The organism is Achromobacter sp. ESBL13 (genome assembly GCF_036668755.1).
Lineage (GTDB): Bacteria > Pseudomonadota > Gammaproteobacteria > Burkholderiales > Burkholderiaceae_B > Achromobacter.
Window position 1 is genome coordinate 12372 of sequence record NZ_JAZEVT010000005.1, and the last position, 14405, is coordinate 26776.

Annotated in this window: 11 protein-coding genes and 1 pseudogene; 4 read left to right on the forward strand and 8 right to left on the reverse strand. The window is 65.5% G+C overall.

Translation table 11 applies throughout. The annotated features are described in order from the left end of the window. Positions 1-3: 3 nt before the first annotated feature. The 5 genes from V6F88_RS19150 to V6F88_RS19170 form a co-directional block, all read right to left on the reverse strand. Complete coding sequence (locus tag V6F88_RS19150; RefSeq protein WP_046807800.1) at positions 4-666, reverse strand: LPS-assembly lipoprotein LptE; 663 nt, start codon at positions 664-666, stop codon at positions 4-6. Between the two features lie 11 nt (positions 667-677). Further along, the gene (gene leuS / locus V6F88_RS19155) at positions 678-3335 is read right to left on the reverse strand and encodes a leucine--tRNA ligase (protein ID WP_332611477.1); all 2658 of its coding nucleotides are present in this window, start codon (positions 3333-3335) and stop codon (positions 678-680) included. Positions 3336-3435: 100 nt separating this feature from the next. Continuing rightward, the gene (locus V6F88_RS19160) at positions 3436-4668 is read right to left on the reverse strand and encodes an MFS transporter (RefSeq protein WP_332611479.1); all 1233 of its coding nucleotides are present in this window, start codon (positions 4666-4668) and stop codon (positions 3436-3438) included. 120 nt (positions 4669-4788) lie between these two features. Further along, entirely contained in the window at positions 4789-5232 is a 444-nt protein-coding gene (locus tag V6F88_RS19165) for a MarR family winged helix-turn-helix transcriptional regulator (RefSeq protein ID WP_332612024.1), read from the reverse strand. Positions 5233-5475: 243 nt separating this feature from the next. After that, positions 5476-5934: an HU family DNA-binding protein gene (locus V6F88_RS19170; RefSeq protein WP_046807265.1), complete on the reverse strand. Its 459-nt coding sequence runs from the start codon at positions 5932-5934 to the stop codon at positions 5476-5478. Between the two features lie 288 nt (positions 5935-6222). On the opposite strand from V6F88_RS19170, the gene V6F88_RS19175 reads away from it, so the two are divergent. The 4 genes and pseudogenes from V6F88_RS19175 (at position 6223) to V6F88_RS19190 (ending at position 10490) form a co-directional block, all read left to right on the forward strand. Next, the gene (locus V6F88_RS19175; RefSeq protein WP_332611480.1) at positions 6223-7383 is read left to right on the forward strand and encodes a D-alanyl-D-alanine carboxypeptidase family protein; all 1161 of its coding nucleotides are present in this window, start codon (positions 6223-6225) and stop codon (positions 7381-7383) included. Between the two features lie 28 nt (positions 7384-7411). Further along, positions 7412-7960, forward strand: a complete 549-nt coding sequence (locus V6F88_RS19180) for a hemerythrin domain-containing protein (RefSeq protein ID WP_332611481.1) — start codon at positions 7412-7414, stop codon at positions 7958-7960. 115 nt (positions 7961-8075) lie between these two features. Beyond that, positions 8076-8566, forward strand: a pseudogene (locus tag V6F88_RS19185) (isocitrate lyase/phosphoenolpyruvate mutase family protein). Positions 8567-8684: 118 nt separating this feature from the next. Further along, the gene (locus V6F88_RS19190) at positions 8685-10490 is read left to right on the forward strand and encodes a SulP family inorganic anion transporter (protein ID WP_332611482.1); all 1806 of its coding nucleotides are present in this window, start codon (positions 8685-8687) and stop codon (positions 10488-10490) included. Here the strand turns inward: V6F88_RS19190 and V6F88_RS19195 are convergent. From V6F88_RS19195 to V6F88_RS19205, 3 genes are read right to left on the reverse strand one after another with little or no spacing between them, the layout of a single operon-like run. After that, positions 10466-11227, reverse strand: a complete 762-nt coding sequence (locus V6F88_RS19195; RefSeq protein ID WP_332611484.1) for an ABC transporter ATP-binding protein — start codon at positions 11225-11227, stop codon at positions 10466-10468. The genes V6F88_RS19190 and V6F88_RS19195 overlap by 25 nt on opposite strands. Further along, entirely contained in the window at positions 11224-13101 is a 1878-nt protein-coding gene (locus V6F88_RS19200; RefSeq protein ID WP_332611487.1) for an ABC transporter permease, read from the reverse strand. Before V6F88_RS19200 ends, V6F88_RS19195 begins: the two co-directional genes overlap by 4 nt. Continuing rightward, positions 13101-14330 (reverse strand): ABC transporter substrate-binding protein, encoded by a 1230-nt coding sequence (locus V6F88_RS19205; protein WP_332611488.1) that lies wholly within the window; start codon positions 14328-14330, stop codon positions 13101-13103. The genes V6F88_RS19200 and V6F88_RS19205 overlap by 1 nt, the downstream gene beginning before the upstream one ends. Positions 14331-14405 lie beyond the last annotated feature (75 nt).

Genomic DNA, 14405 nt, shown 5'->3' on the forward strand with positions numbered 1-14405 from the left:
GGGCTAGCGCAAGATCGCCGGGTCGGTGGTTTGCGGCGTCTGCCACGGCGTGGGCGTGCTTTTTTGCTGCGGTGCGTTCGGGTCGTACAGCGGAATCTCGCCGGTTTCCCCGCGTTCTTCAGCCTGCTCGAATGCGCGGCGCACGTCCGGTGCGGTCATGCGGCGCAGCAGACGGGACACCAGGTCGCGCTGCATGGCTTTATACAAGGTGTCGATCTGACCTTGCTTGGCCTGCACCACTTGGTCGTCGTAGGGCATTTCGCGGTAGATGGACAAGGTCGTGTCAGGAATCAATGCACGGCCCTTGTTGTCGATGAGACGGAACGTGTAGTTGATACCCAGCTCGTATTCCTCGACCCGGCCCTGGGCGTTCAGCGACACTTCACGCAATGTACGCGTATCGCCAACCTGCTGAAGAATAGCCTGGGCTTCCTTGGGGGAATCCACCAGCTTGGTATTGGGCGAGGCCGCGCGCAGGGCGCGGCGCACGTCCGCGCCGAACTGCGTGGTATCCGGCATGCCGACATAAAGCGTGTCGAACGGCATCGGCGTGACGCCGCGCAGTGCGAAGCCGCAGGCGGACAGCAGCATGAACAGCGCCAGGCAGGCGCCGCGCAGCAGCCACGATTGGCGGGGGGAGTGCGAGAGTTGCCCGGCGAAGTACATGCTTGACCTCATCAGCCTACGACGTTGACCAGTTTGCCCGGCACCACGATGACGCGCTTGGGCGGGCGGCCTTCCAGGAAGCGCGAGACCTCTTCCTGGCTGGCGGCGAGCTTTTCGATGTCTTCCTTGGCGGCGCCGGCGGCCACGCGGATCGACCCGCGCAGCTTGCCGTTGACCTGGAGCATCAGCTCGATTTCGTCCGCGATCAGGGCGGCTTCGTCCACATGCGGCCACGGCGCGTCCAGCAGGTCGCCCAGCTCTTGGGCGTAGCCAAGGTCTTGCCACAGGTGCCACGTGATGTGCGGGACCACCGGATACAGCACGCGCAGCAGCACGCCCAGCGTTTCGGCGTAGGCGGCATCGGCCGCGGCGTCCTCGGGCAGCTTGGCGTCGTCGATGGCGTTCAGCATCTTCATGCAGGCGGACACGACGGTGTTGTACTGGATGCGCTGGTAGTCGTAGTCGGCTTGCTTGAGCAGCGTGTAGACCTCGCGGCGCAGGTCCTTGACGGCGGCGGTGGCTTGCGACCAGTCGGCGCCATTAGTCAGGCCACGTGCCACGGCGTCGCGGCGCGCGTAGCTGATGGACCACAGGCGGCGCAGGAAACGGTTGGAACCTTCCACGCCCGAATCCGACCATTCAAGCGTCTGCTCGGGCGGGCTGGCGAACATGACGAACAGGCGGGCCGTGTCGGCCCCCAGCGTGTCGATCAACGACTGCGGATCGACGCCGTTGTTCTTGGACTTGGACATCGTGCCCACACCGCCGTAGTTGATGGCGGAACCGTCCGACTTGAGCTTGGCACCGGTGATGGCGCCACGGTCGTCGTAGACGTTTTCAACATCTTCGGGCCAGAAGTACTCAATGCCGCCCTGGGGCGTCTTGCGGGAATAGATATGGTTCAGCACCATGCCCTGGCACAGCAGCTTGGTGAAGGGCTCGTCGAAATTGAGCAGGCCCATGTCGCGCATGACCTTGGTCCAGAAGCGGGCGTACAGCAAGTGCAGCACGGCGTGCTCGATGCCGCCGATGTACTGGTCCATCGGCATCCAGTAGTCATTGCGCGCGTCGACCATGGCGTTGTCGTTGCCCGGCGAGGTATAGCGCATGAAGTACCAGGACGAGTCCACGAACGTGTCCATCGTGTCCGTTTCGCGGCGCGCGGGCTTGCCGCAGCTGGGGCAGGCGCAGGACAGGAAGGCTTCGTTCTTGGCCAGCGGGTTGCCGCTGCCGTCCGGGATCAGGTCGTCGGGCAGGACGACGGGCAGGTCTTTTTCGGGAACCGGCACCGGGCCGCAGTCGGCGCAGTGGATGATCGGGATCGGGGTGCCCCAGTAGCGCTGGCGCGAGATGCCCCAGTCGCGCAGGCGCCACGTGGTCTGCTTTTCGCCCAGGCCTTGCGCGCCCAGGTCGGCCGCGATGGCGTCCACGGCTTCCTTGTGCGACAGGCCGTCGTACTTGCCGGAATTGATGGTGCGGCCAGACTGCTTGTCGCCATACCATTCCTGCCAGGCAGCGGTGGAGTATTCCTTGCCGGCCACGTCCACGACTTGCACGATGGGCAGGTCATATTTCTTGGCGAAGGCAAAGTCGCGTTCGTCGTGGGCGGGCACGCCCATGACGGCGCCGTCGCCGTAGGTCATCAGCACGTAGTTGCCGACCCAGACTTCAACGTCCGCGCCCGTGACAGGGTGCGTGACGGTAAGGCCCGTGCGCATGCCTTCTTTTTCGCGCGTGGCCATTTCGGCCTCGGTCGTGCCGCCCAGCTTGCACTGTTCGATGAACGCGCCCAGCTCGGGGTTGTTTTGCGCGGCATGCGTGGCCAGAGGATGTTCCGGCGCCACGGCGCAGAAGGTCACGCCCATGATCGTGTCGGCGCGGGTGGTGAAGACGTACAGTTTGCCGTCCTGGATCAGTTGGCCATCCTGGCCGGCGATCTTGTGCGGGAAGGCAAAACGCAGGCCTTCGGACTTGCCGATCCAGTTTTCCTGCATCAGGCGCACGCGCTCGGGCCAGCCGGGCAGGTCGTTCTGGACGGCGCCCAACAGTTCGTCTGCGTAGTCGGTGATGCGCAGGTAGTAGCCGGGGATCTCGCGCTTTTCAACCAGCGCGCCCGACCGCCAGCCACGGCCATCGATGACTTGTTCGTTGGCCAGCACGGTTTGATCGACCGGGTCCCAGTTCACGACCTGGGTCTTGCGGTAGGCCACGCCCTTTTCCAGCATCTTCAGGAACAACCACTGGTTCCATTTGTAGTACTGGGGATCGCAGGCGCACATTTCGCGCGTCCAGTCGATTGCCAGACCCATCGCCTTCATCTGCTTCTTCATGTAGGCGATGTTGTCGTAGGTCCACTTGGCGGGCGGCACCTTGGACTTGATGGCCGCGTTTTCCGCCGGCATGCCAAAGGCATCCCAGCCCATCGGCATCAGGACGTTATAGCCGCGCATGCGCAACTGACGCGCCATCATGTCGTTGATGGTGTAGTTGCGCACGTGGCCCATGTGCAGCTTGCCACTGGGGTAGGGCAGCATCGAGCAGGCGTAGAACTTCGGCTTTTCAGAGCCGTCGGCGTTCTTCGCGTGTTCGTGGACCAGATAGGCGTCGCGGGCCTGCCAGTCTTGATGGGCGGCCGCTTCGACGGTAGTGGGGAGGTAACGTTCCTGCATGGGCTCGGGCACGGTGGCAAAAAAGGGCTAGCCGCTCTGCCGCGCGGACGCGGGGGCGGCCTGACGCGGTGGCGGTCAAAACCCCTGATTATAGGAGGTGCTAGACGCGGCTAGGGGGCGGGGCTGTTTCGGGGATGCGCGCACTGGGCGCCAAGACGCCGTATGCCAATGTAACCACGCCCAGAACAGCGCCCGCGATGACCACGCCGGGCCAGCCGAAATGGGCGTAAAGCCAGGACGATACCAGTGAACCGGAGGCGCCGCCGAGGAAGTAGCTGGTCATATAGCCCGCGGTAAGGCGGCTGCGCGCCTCGGGGCGCAAGCGATACAGCGAACTGCTATTGGTGACATGAACGCCCTGGATCGCCAGGTCCTGCACCAGGATGCCCGCCAACAGGGCAAATACGGAAACCTGGCCAAAGGCCATCAACCCCCAGGACCCCAGCAGCAGCAACAGGCCCACGCGCGTCGCCAGGTTGCCCAGCCCCCGGTCGGCCAGGCGGCCAAAGCGGTTCGCGGCATAGGCGCCAGCCGCCCCGGCCAGGCCAAACAGGCCGATCGTGGTATTGCTGTATTGATAGGGCGGGCTGGCAAGCAGGAAGGTCAACGGCGTCCACAGCATGCTGAACGCGGCGAACAGCAAAAAGCCCAGCAGCGATCGGGCGCGAAACAGCGGCTCTTGGACAAACATGCGCAAGATCGAGCCCAACAGGCGCGGATAGCTCATCGTGGTGGGGCTTTGGTAGCGCGGCAGCACGCGCCACAGGGCGGCGGACATGCCCAGCATCAGCACGGCGGCCACCCAGTACACGGTGCGCCAACTGCCCACATCCGCCAGCACGCCCGCCACGGTGCGAGCCAGCAGAATGCCCAGCAGCAGGCCGCTCATGACCGTGCCCACCGCCTTGCCGCGCTCGTGCGGGGCGGCCAGGGTGGCCGCGAACGGCACCAGAATCTGGGCCACCACCGACAACAGCCCCGTCAGCGCGGTGCCCAGCAGCAGCACCGCGATGTGGGTGGCGAAGGAAGAAATCAACAGGCCGCCCGCCGACAGCAGGGTCATCAGCACGATCAGACGGCGGCGTTCGAACAGATCGCCCAGCGGAACCAGCAGCATCAAACCCAGCGCGTAGCTCAGTTGCGCCGTGGTAACGATGGCCCCCGCCGCGGCGTTGGACAACCCGAATTGCTGGCCGATCGTATGCAGCAGCGGCTGCGCGTAGTAATTGCTGGCGACGGCCAGGCCGGTCGCAATCGACATCAACAGGACGATCGGCGCGGTCAGCGTCGGGGGGGGTGGAGCGGGGGGCGTGGACGGGGTGGCGGCAGTCATGAAACGGATGGGGCTGGCGGTTCGAATGAGGGAAGGGAAGGGCGATCGGGGCCGGAGGGCGGATGGGCAATGGGAAATGCGGGATGGGAAATGGGCAGCGACTACGTTCGCGCCCGCCCCTCAAACGCCGATGCCTCCCTGCGTTTCCTGATCGTGCTTGATCAGCAGCTTTTTCAACAAGCCGGCCAATTGCTTGCGTTCGGCCGGTGTCAGAGGGTCCAGCAGTTCGCCCAGGTCCTTCAGGTAATCCTTCAGCACCTGCTTGATGACGCGCAATCCGTCCGGGGTCAGCGACACGATGACGCCGCGGCGGTCGTCCGGATTGGGATTGCGCACCAGCAGCCCCGCCTGTTCCAGCCGGTCAAGCCGATTGGTCATGGCGCCGGAGGTCAGCAACAAGGCTTCGACCAGCTTTTGTGGGTTCATGGCGTGTGGCGCGCCTGTGCGGTAGAGCGTCGCCAGGACATCGAATTCGCCCTGGTGCAGGTTGTGGCGGCGAAAGCTGCGATTCACGTTGCGGGTGGCAAAGGCGTTCAAGCGGAACACCCGGGTTACCACCGCCATGGCCGCGAAGTCCTGGTTGGGGCATTCGGTGGTCCATTGCGAGATGACAAGATCGACAAGGTCGGACGTAGGCAAGGTTGGCTTCTTTTGATGTGAAGTTTCTTCACGTAAAGATAAATTCTAGTCGTTCCGCCCCGGGTCGCGCAAATCGCGCGAGAGATCGCACGACAGATCGCACGCCAAAAAGAAAGGCCCGCCTCTTTCGAGGCGGGCCTTTCCGGCTTGACCGGATGGTCGCGCGAATTACTGCGCGGCGTCCTTCAGCTTCTTGAGCGGGCGAACCTTCACCTTGACCGAAGCCGGCTTGGCGGGGAACCAGCGCTCAACGCCAGTGAACGGATCCTTGCCGAAGCGCTTGGCCTTGGCGGGAACCTTCTGCACGGCAACCTTGAACAGGCCGGGCAGCGTGAATTCGCCGGCGCCCTTCTTGTCGACGGAACCCAGCACCGAGGTTTCCAGGCTGGCCAGCACGGCCTTGACAGCCTTGGCTTCAACGCCCGATTGCTCAACGATGTAAGCGACCAGCTGGGTCTTGTTCATTGCAGCCTTGATGGCCTTGGGTGCAGCAGCGACCTTCTTGGCGGCGACGGCCTTCTTAGCTGCGGGCTTCACAGCGGTCTTGGCGGCGGTTGCCTTCTTTGCAGGTGCCTTGACGGCGGTCTTGGTGACTTTCTTGGCAGGAGCTTTTGCTTTCGTGGCCATGGTCAAAATCCGTAGTTGAGGACATGGGGCAGCGCGCGCCGGGTATCGGCAATTAACGCCACGCGCCCGATGATAGCGGAAGACTAGCCGTTCCAGCGGTTTTCCGCCGGGATTTCAGCCGCTGTTTGTTGTTTTCCACGCAGAAAAGTGCTTCCTACAAGGGTTTCTTCAAAAAAACGTCATCGCGCATTGGCTCGCGAGCGCGGCGTTGCGCGTCACTGAACCATCCGCGCATCCCGTGTTCCAATTGCGTCGCGAAAAACAAAAGCATGGATTCCAAGCACCCCTATGTTGATGAAGAAATTGGCGGCGAGCCTGCTCGTCGCAACCGCATGCCTGTCCAACGCGCTGGCGCAGCCGATGCCAGAACCTGTGTTGTCGGCAAAGGCCTGGCTGTTGTTGGACGAAACCAGCGGGCAGGTGATCGCGTCGCACGCGGCCACCACCCGTATCGAGCCGGCGTCCTTGACCAAGATCATGACGGCCTACGTCGTGTTCGACGCCCTGAACAAGAAAGAGATAACCCCCAACCAGACCGTAGTCATCTCCACGCGCGCCTGGAAAGTGCCGGCGGGCAGTTCCAGGATGTTCCTGGAACCCGGCTCAAAAGTGACGGTGGACGATCTCCTGCGCGGCTTGATGATCCAGTCGGGCAATGACGCGGCCATTGCGCTGGCCGAGGCGGTGTCGGGCAGCGTGGAAGCCTTTGTGGCGCGCATGAATGACACGGCGGCAAAGCTTGGCCTGCACGCCACGCACTTCGCCAGCCCGCACGGCTTGCCCGATCCGGGCACGTATTCAACCGCCAGCGACCTGTCCATCCTGGCCACGCGCTTCATTCGCGACTACCCGCGGCTATACAAGACGTACGACTCCGCCAAGCAATTCACCTTCAACAAGATCACGCAGCCCAATCGCAACCGGCTGCTGTGGCTGGACCCCAGCGTGGATGGCCTGAAGACAGGGCACACCGATTCCGCGGGTTACTGCATTGTGGCGACGGCGCGGCGGCCCAATGGCGCCGACCAGCGCCGCCTGATCACGGTGGTGGTGGGCACGGCGTCCGACAAGCTGCGCACGCAGGAAAGCCGGCAGTTGCTGGAGTGGGGTTTTCAGGGTTTCAATACGATCAAGCTGTACGCGAGCGGCCAGGCCGTGGCCACGCCGGAAGTCTGGAAGGGCGAAAGCGACAGCCTGAAAGTCGGGTTTGCACGCGACGCCTACGTGACCGTGCCTGCCGGTGCCAAGGTCGAGCCGGTGTGGACGCCGGCGTCGCCGCTGGTAGCGCCGATTGCGGCGCAAGACACGGTGGGCGCGTTGCGTGTGCTGGTGGACGGCAAGCCCGCCATGCAATTTCCCGTGGTGGCGCTGGAGCCGGTCGCCGAGGCAGGATTCGCCGGCCGCGCCTGGGACAGCGTGCGACTGTGGTGGCGTGGCCATTCTGGTTGATGGCGCAGCAACATGCAGGAGGTGTGCGATGGTGGTGAGTTTTCCCGGAGGCCCGGCGCCCGCGCCCGGATCGGATGACCCATTGGCCCTGCTGTCGGCGTGCCACGGACGCATCGCGCGTCAGTGCGCCACGCTTGAACGCCTGGCCGCGCACCTGCCCGTGCATGGCAGTGACAACGCCGCGCAAACCGCCGCCGCCAGCGTGCGCCGGTATTTCGACACTGCGGCGGTGCACCATCACGAAGACGAAGAAGAAGACCTGTTCCCCGCCTTGATCGATTCCATGGCGGGCTCGGATGCGGGTTGCCTGCACGCATTGGTGCAGGGCTTGATGGACGACCATCGCCGCCTGGCGACGTTGTGGGCGCCGCTGCGCAAGGCCTTATCCGATATCGCGGCGGGTCAGCCGGCCGCCTTACCCGCCGAACAGGTCCGCGAATTCACGCAGGCCTATGCCGCGCATATCCAGCGCGAGGAAGACGAGTTACTGCCCATGGCATCCCGGCTGATTTCGGACGATGCGCTGGCCGATCTCGGGCAGGCCATGGCGGGGCGACGGGGCGGCGACGCGGGCTAAGCGGCGACGGCGTTCGACTGTCTTTCAGCCCCTGCGCCCTGAATTTGCGATCAGAAAAATGGCGCTACCATGCGTCAAACCGGCGCGCTGGGCGCCGCCCCGACGACGCCACGCCATGAACCGCAACCTTCGTTTTCGCCAGAAACTGCAAGATTCCGCCTTGATGCACGCCATGTCGGCGCACAACCCCATGGCGGCGCGGCTGGCTGTCGATGCCGGTTTTGACGCCATCTGGGGCAGCGGCTTTGAGTTGTCCCAGCTATGCGGTGCCGGACGCCAGCATTCTTTCCTCGTCCGTGCACCTGGACATGATGCGCGCCATCGCCGCGACGGTGGACGTGCCCGTCATTGCCGACATCGATACCGGTTTTGGCAACGCGATCAACGTGTCGTATATGGTGCCGCAGTACGAAGCGGCGGGCGTGTCGGCCGTGGTGATGGAAGACCATCCGCGCGGCGGTGGGCGCTATGCGCGATGTGTTCGCGCGCATCCGGCGCGACGGCGGCATACACGCGGTGGACGCCGATCTGCCGTCGGTCAAGGACATCATCGCGTTGCAGGGCGATGCGGCCATGCGCGAGCTTGAGCGGCGTTATCTGAAGTAGTCGGCCGCGGCAATTTCCCGCATGCCCCTTGCGCGCATAGGCCGTTGCGCGCGTCCCAGCGAGGGATTACGCTAGACGGCTTTTGGCGCCCCGGAGGCACGATGGAGCAGGCGACACGATGACGCAAGCGGCAAGCAAACTGGCGAGCCGCCTGTTCGGTTCATGGGTGAACGAGGTCAGCCGCGTCACGTTGCGGGCGGACCTGTTTGCCGGCCTGCTGGGCGCGTTGCTGGTGCTGCCGCAAGGCGTGGCCTTTGCCACGCTGGCCGGGCTGCCGGCCGAATACGGGCTGTATTCGGCCATCGTGCCCTGTATCGTCGCGGCCTTGTTCGGATCGAGCCGCCACGTGATGTCGGGTCCGACCAATGCCAATTCGCTGGCTCTCTTCGCGGTGCTGACGCCGCTGGCCGTCGCGGGCAGCCCCGGCTACATCGAATTGGCGCTGGCCGTCACGGTGCTGGTGGGCGTGATGCAGTGGCTGGTGGGCGCGCTGCGCCTGGGGTCGCTGGCGCATTTCATTTCGCCATCGGCGCTGTTCGGGTTCACCAGCGGTGCCGCGTTGCTGATCGCGGTGCATGCCTTGAAAGACGGGCTGGGTGTGCCGTCGCCCGCGTCTCACGGGGCGGGCGCCTTGCTTGTCAGCGTGGGCACGCATCTGGATCAGGTGCATCCCGGCGCCATCCTGGTCACGCTGACCACGCTGGGCGTGGCGCTGCTGGTGCGGCGGCTGGACAAGCGCAAGCCTTACATGTTGCTGGGCCTGGTGGCTGGTTCTGTGGCGGCAGCGGCGTTCAATTCGTGGGTGTCCACGCGGGGCGGCGACCCGGTGTCCGTGGTGGGCGCCATCGCGCAGCCGTGGCCGCCGTTCCACGTGCCCAGCGTTGACTGGCGCGCCTTGCCCGACCTGATGAGCCTGGCCTTCGCGCTGACCATCGTGGCCCTGGCGCAATCGATCTCCATTGCCAAGGCGGTGGCCACCCGGTCGGGCCAGCGTATCGACGCCAACCGCGAATTCGTGGGGCAGGGGCTGTCGAACATCGTCGGTGGTTTCTTTTCCTGCTACCTGTCCTGCGGTTCGCTGAACCGGTCGATTCCCAATTTTGAAGCGGGCGCCAAGACGCCGCTGGCAGCGGTATTTTCGGCGGTACTGCTGGTGTTGCTGGTGGCCCTGTCCGCACCGCTGCTGGCCATGATTCCCAACGCCGCTATCTCCGGGCTGTTGTTGCTGGTGGCCTGGACATTGCTGGACATTCCCCGTTGGCGCCAATTGATCCGGATGCAACCGGGCGAATGTGCGATTGCCGCCGCCACGCTGGCCGCCACCGTCACCATCCGCATGGAAGTGGCCATTCTGCTGGGCACCGTGCTGTCGCTGATGGCGTACCTGCACCGCACCTCGCGCCCCGCCATGCGCACGATGGGCTTTGATTCGCGCGGGCCGGATCGGCGCTTCGTGGTGCTTGCGCACCAGCCGGACGCGCTGCCAGAATGCCCGCAATTGAAGTTGCTGCGCATGGAAGGATCCATCTACTTCGGTGCGGCGGCGCACGTGGCGCAGCGCCTGCACGAATTGCGCGAAGCCCCCGACGCGCCGCGCCATCTGCTGGTGATGGCCAAGAGCATGAACTTCATCGATCTGGCCGGCGCCGAGGTATGGGAAGACGAACTTGTTGCGCGGCGCGCGATGGGCGGTGACCTGTATTTCCACCGCCCCCGGCCCGAAGTGCTGGACATGTGGCGCCGAACGGGGTTCCTGGATCGGCTGGGGGCAGACCATATCTACCCGGACAAGGCGACCGCGCTGCGCGAAATCTACGCCAAGCTGGATCGCGGTATCTGTGCGGGCTGTCAGGCGCGGATATTCTGGGAATGCCAGACGCCCGCGCAAGCCCCGGCGGATCAGGGGGTTTCCGTACCCAGGTAGGCGGCGCGCACGCGTTCATCCGCCGCGATGACGGCGGGGGCGCCTTCGGCCAGCAGGGCCCCGCGCACCAGTACCGCGATGCGGTCGGCGTGTTTGAACACCACGTCCAGGCTGTGTTCCGTGAACAGCACGGCGATGCGCTGGGTGTCGGCCACCTCGCGCGTCAGCCGCATCAAGGCGTGCCGCTCGTTGGTGGCCATGCCCGCCGTGGGTTCATCCATCAACAGCAGCCGTGGTTGATGCGCCAGGGCCATGGCCAGTTCCACCCGCTTGACGTCGCCATAGGCCAGCGTGCCGCAATGCGCGTGGGCCTTGTCCGCCATGTGCACCTGCGCCAGCAGGTTCATGGCTTCGTCCCGCGCATGGCCGCCGGCGCGGCGCCAGGGGCTAAACAGCAGCCGGTCGCGCGCCAGCAGCGCGGTCTGCACGTTTTCGCACACCGTCATCGAACGAAATGTGGCAGCGGTCTGGAAGGTGCGGCCCACGCCCAGCCGGCAGATCTTGCCCGCCGACAGGCCGACCAATTCACGGCCACCCAGGCGCACGGATCCCGCGTCGGGCCGCAACTGGCCGCCCAGCGCGTTAAAACAGGTGGACTTGCCCGCGCCATTCGGCCCGATCAGCGCCAGCATCTGACCGGCGTCCAGCGTGAACGACACGCCCGCCAAGGCGTCGATCCCGCCAAAGGACTTGCGCAGGCCTTGCACCTGCAACAAGGGGGCGGTGGGGGGCGTCATGCGCGCCTCCGGTTCAGCCGCGCAGCGGCGCCCGCCAGACCGTCGGGAAATGCCATGACCAGCACAAGGATGGCCACGCCCAACACCGCGTGCCAGTACTCGGTGCTGCGCGCGGCAACGTCTTGCAGCCAGGTGTAGGCAGCGGCGCCAACCAGCGGCCCCGCCAGCGTTTGCAGGCCGCCCAGCAACACCATCACCAGCCCGTCTACCGACCGGCTGACCGCCAGCACGTCCGGCGCGATGCTGCCCTTGGAAAAGGCGTACAACGACCCGGCCAGCCCGGCAGCGAAGGACGCTGCGACAAAGCCCGCCCACTGTACGCGGCGGGAGTCCATGCCCAGCGCCTCGGCGCGCAGCGGCGAATCGCGCACGCCGCGCAGTGCATAGCCCAGCGGCGCAAACGCCAGCCGGCGCAGCCATGCGATGCCTGCCGCGCACAGCGCCAGCGTCACGTAATAGAACCAGGGGCCCTGCGTCAGCCACGCCGACGGCCATAGCCCGATCAGCCCGTTGCTGCCACCCGTGACGTCGTCCCACTGATAGGCCATCGCCCATAGGATCTGCGCCACGGCCAGCGTCAACATGGCCAGATACACGCCGGACAAGCGCACGCAGAACCAGCCGAACAACAGCGCTCCGAACGCCGCGGCGAAGGGGCCCAGCAACAGCGCGGCTTCCATGGGAATGGCGGTCAGCTTCAACAGCAGGGCGGCCCCATACGCGCCCAGGCCAAACCAGGCGGCGTGGCCGAACGACGTCATGCCCGCCAGGCCGGTCAGAAAATGCAGGCTGGCGGCGAACAGGGCGGCGATCAGGATCTCCGTCATCAGGATGCCCAGATACGGCCAGTGCAGCGTGGCGACGGGCACCAGGGCCAGCAGCACCAGCAGCGTGCCGTAGGCGACCCGCAGGCGCGGGCCGGCAGGCGTGATCGGGCGTTCGGGCGCGCCGGCGTGGGACGAGGGGGCGGGCGGCTTCCCCAGCAGGCCCCAGGGGCGCACCACCAGCACGACCGCCATCACGGCAAATTCCGCCAGCAAAGTCAGTTTGGACAGGTTGAATACCCAGGGGCCGATGGCGACCTGGCCCAGGAATACGAAGACAGCCTTGACCGAGCAGATCAGCACCGCCGCCAGGAACGCGCCGGGAATCGAGCCCAGCCCGCCCACCACCACCACGACAAAAGCGCTGGCGATGATTTCCAGGTCCAGGCCCAGCGTGGCCGGCACGCGCGGCGCGGCCAGCGCGCCGCCCAGCCCGGCCAGAAACGCGCCCAGCGTGAAGGCCGACGTAAACAGCCACGCCTGGTTCACGCCCAGGGCGGCCAGCATGTTGCGGTTTTCGGAGGCGGCGCGCAGCAAACGGCCCCAGCGCGTGCGCATCAGCAGAAGCCACAGCAGCCCCAGCACGACGGGGCCGGCGGCGATCAGCAGCAGGTCATATTGCGGATAGCGCCGCCCCAGGATTTGCACGGCGCCGGACAGCCCGGGCGCGCGCGCGGCGAACAGGTCCTCGGGGCCCCAGATGGCCAGTGCCGCATCACCGATGATCAGCACCAGCGCAAACGTGGCCAGCAATTGAAAGAGTTCGGGCGCCCGGTACAGCCGCTTCAGCACCAACCATTCGGCGGCCAGGCCGACCAGCCCCGTCACCAGCGCGGCCAGCAGCAGCCCCAGCCAATAAGCGGCGCCCGTGCCGAACCAGTTGGTGAAGGTCCACGCCAGGTACACGCCCAGCATGTAGAACGAGCCATGGGCGAAATTCACCACGCGGGTCACGCCGAAGATCAGCGATAAGCCCGCGGCCACCAGGAACAAGGCGCTGGCGTCCGCCAGGCCATTAAGCAGCTGCGACAGCAGCCCCGACAGGCTCATCAGTCGGCGGGACGCATCTTGCGCACCTGTTCATCGGGCGGCTGCAAGCGCGCGCCGTCGATGTAGGCGAAGTCTTTCATGACGCCCTTGCCGTCTTCCAGCGTCGTGACGCCCACGTAGACGCCCATCGTCGATTGGTGGTCGATCTTGCGGTAGTGGATCGGCCCGTAGGGCGTGTCCACTTTCAGGCCGCCAAACGCGTCCACCAGCTTTTCCGTATCAACGGCGCCGGCGGCTTTGAGCCCCTGGGCGATCGACATCAAGGAGGCATAACCGACCACCGAGCCGACCTTGGGCGTTTCGTTGTAGCGCTTCTTGTAGGCGTCCACGAAGGCGGTATTGGCGGGGGTGTCGATGGCATACCAGGGGTAGCCGGTCACGATCCAGCCGGCGGGCGTGTCGGCGCCCAAGGGCTCCAGGTATTCCGGTTCACCCGACAGCACGGACACCACCGGCACGTTCTCGAACAAGCCGCGCGTATTGCCTTCGCGCACAAACCGCGTCAGGTCGGCGGCGAACAACACGTTGAAGATGGCGTCGGGCTTGGCGTCGGCCAGGGCCTGCACCACCGCGCCGGCGTCCACCTTGCCCAGCGGCACGGCCTGTTCCGCCACGAATTCCACATCGGACTGGAACGACTTCATCATGGCCTTGAAGGTGGCCACGGCGGATTGCCCGTATTCGTAATTGGGGTAGACGATGGCCCAGCGTTTCTTGCGCAATGCCAGGGCCTTGGGCGCAAGGGCCGCCACGTGCATCCACGTGGACGGGCGCAGGCGCCACGTGTAGCGGTTGCCTTCTTGCCAGGTGATCTTGTCGGTCAGCGGCTCGGCGGCCAGAAAAAACACCCGCTGTTGCTTGGCGAAGTCCGTCAGCGCCAGGCCGGTGTTGGACAGAAAGCCGCCGAAGATCAGCTCGACCTTTTCGCGGGCAATGAGCTCCTGCGCGGCGCGCACGGAATCGCCCGGGTTGCCGTTGTCGTCGCGCGAAATCACTTCCAGCTTTCGGCCCAACACGCCGCCGGCGGCGTTGACCTCTTCCACTGCCAGCTGCCAGCCCTTTTTGTACGGGCCCAGAAAGGCGGGAATGGCCTTGTAGCTGTTGATCTCGCCGATGCGTATCGGCGGTTCCTTGTCCTTGGCGGAGGCGGCGCCAACGGGCGTCAGTGCCAGGGCCAGGAGTGCGGGCGCCAGCGCGCGGCGCAGCAAAGTAAGGCAGGGACGAAGCATGGCGGATATCGCAGGCAAGGGGTCGGGGCGGGGTTGCGGCCAATTGAAGCACGCCGCTTTGCCGCGCGGCAATAA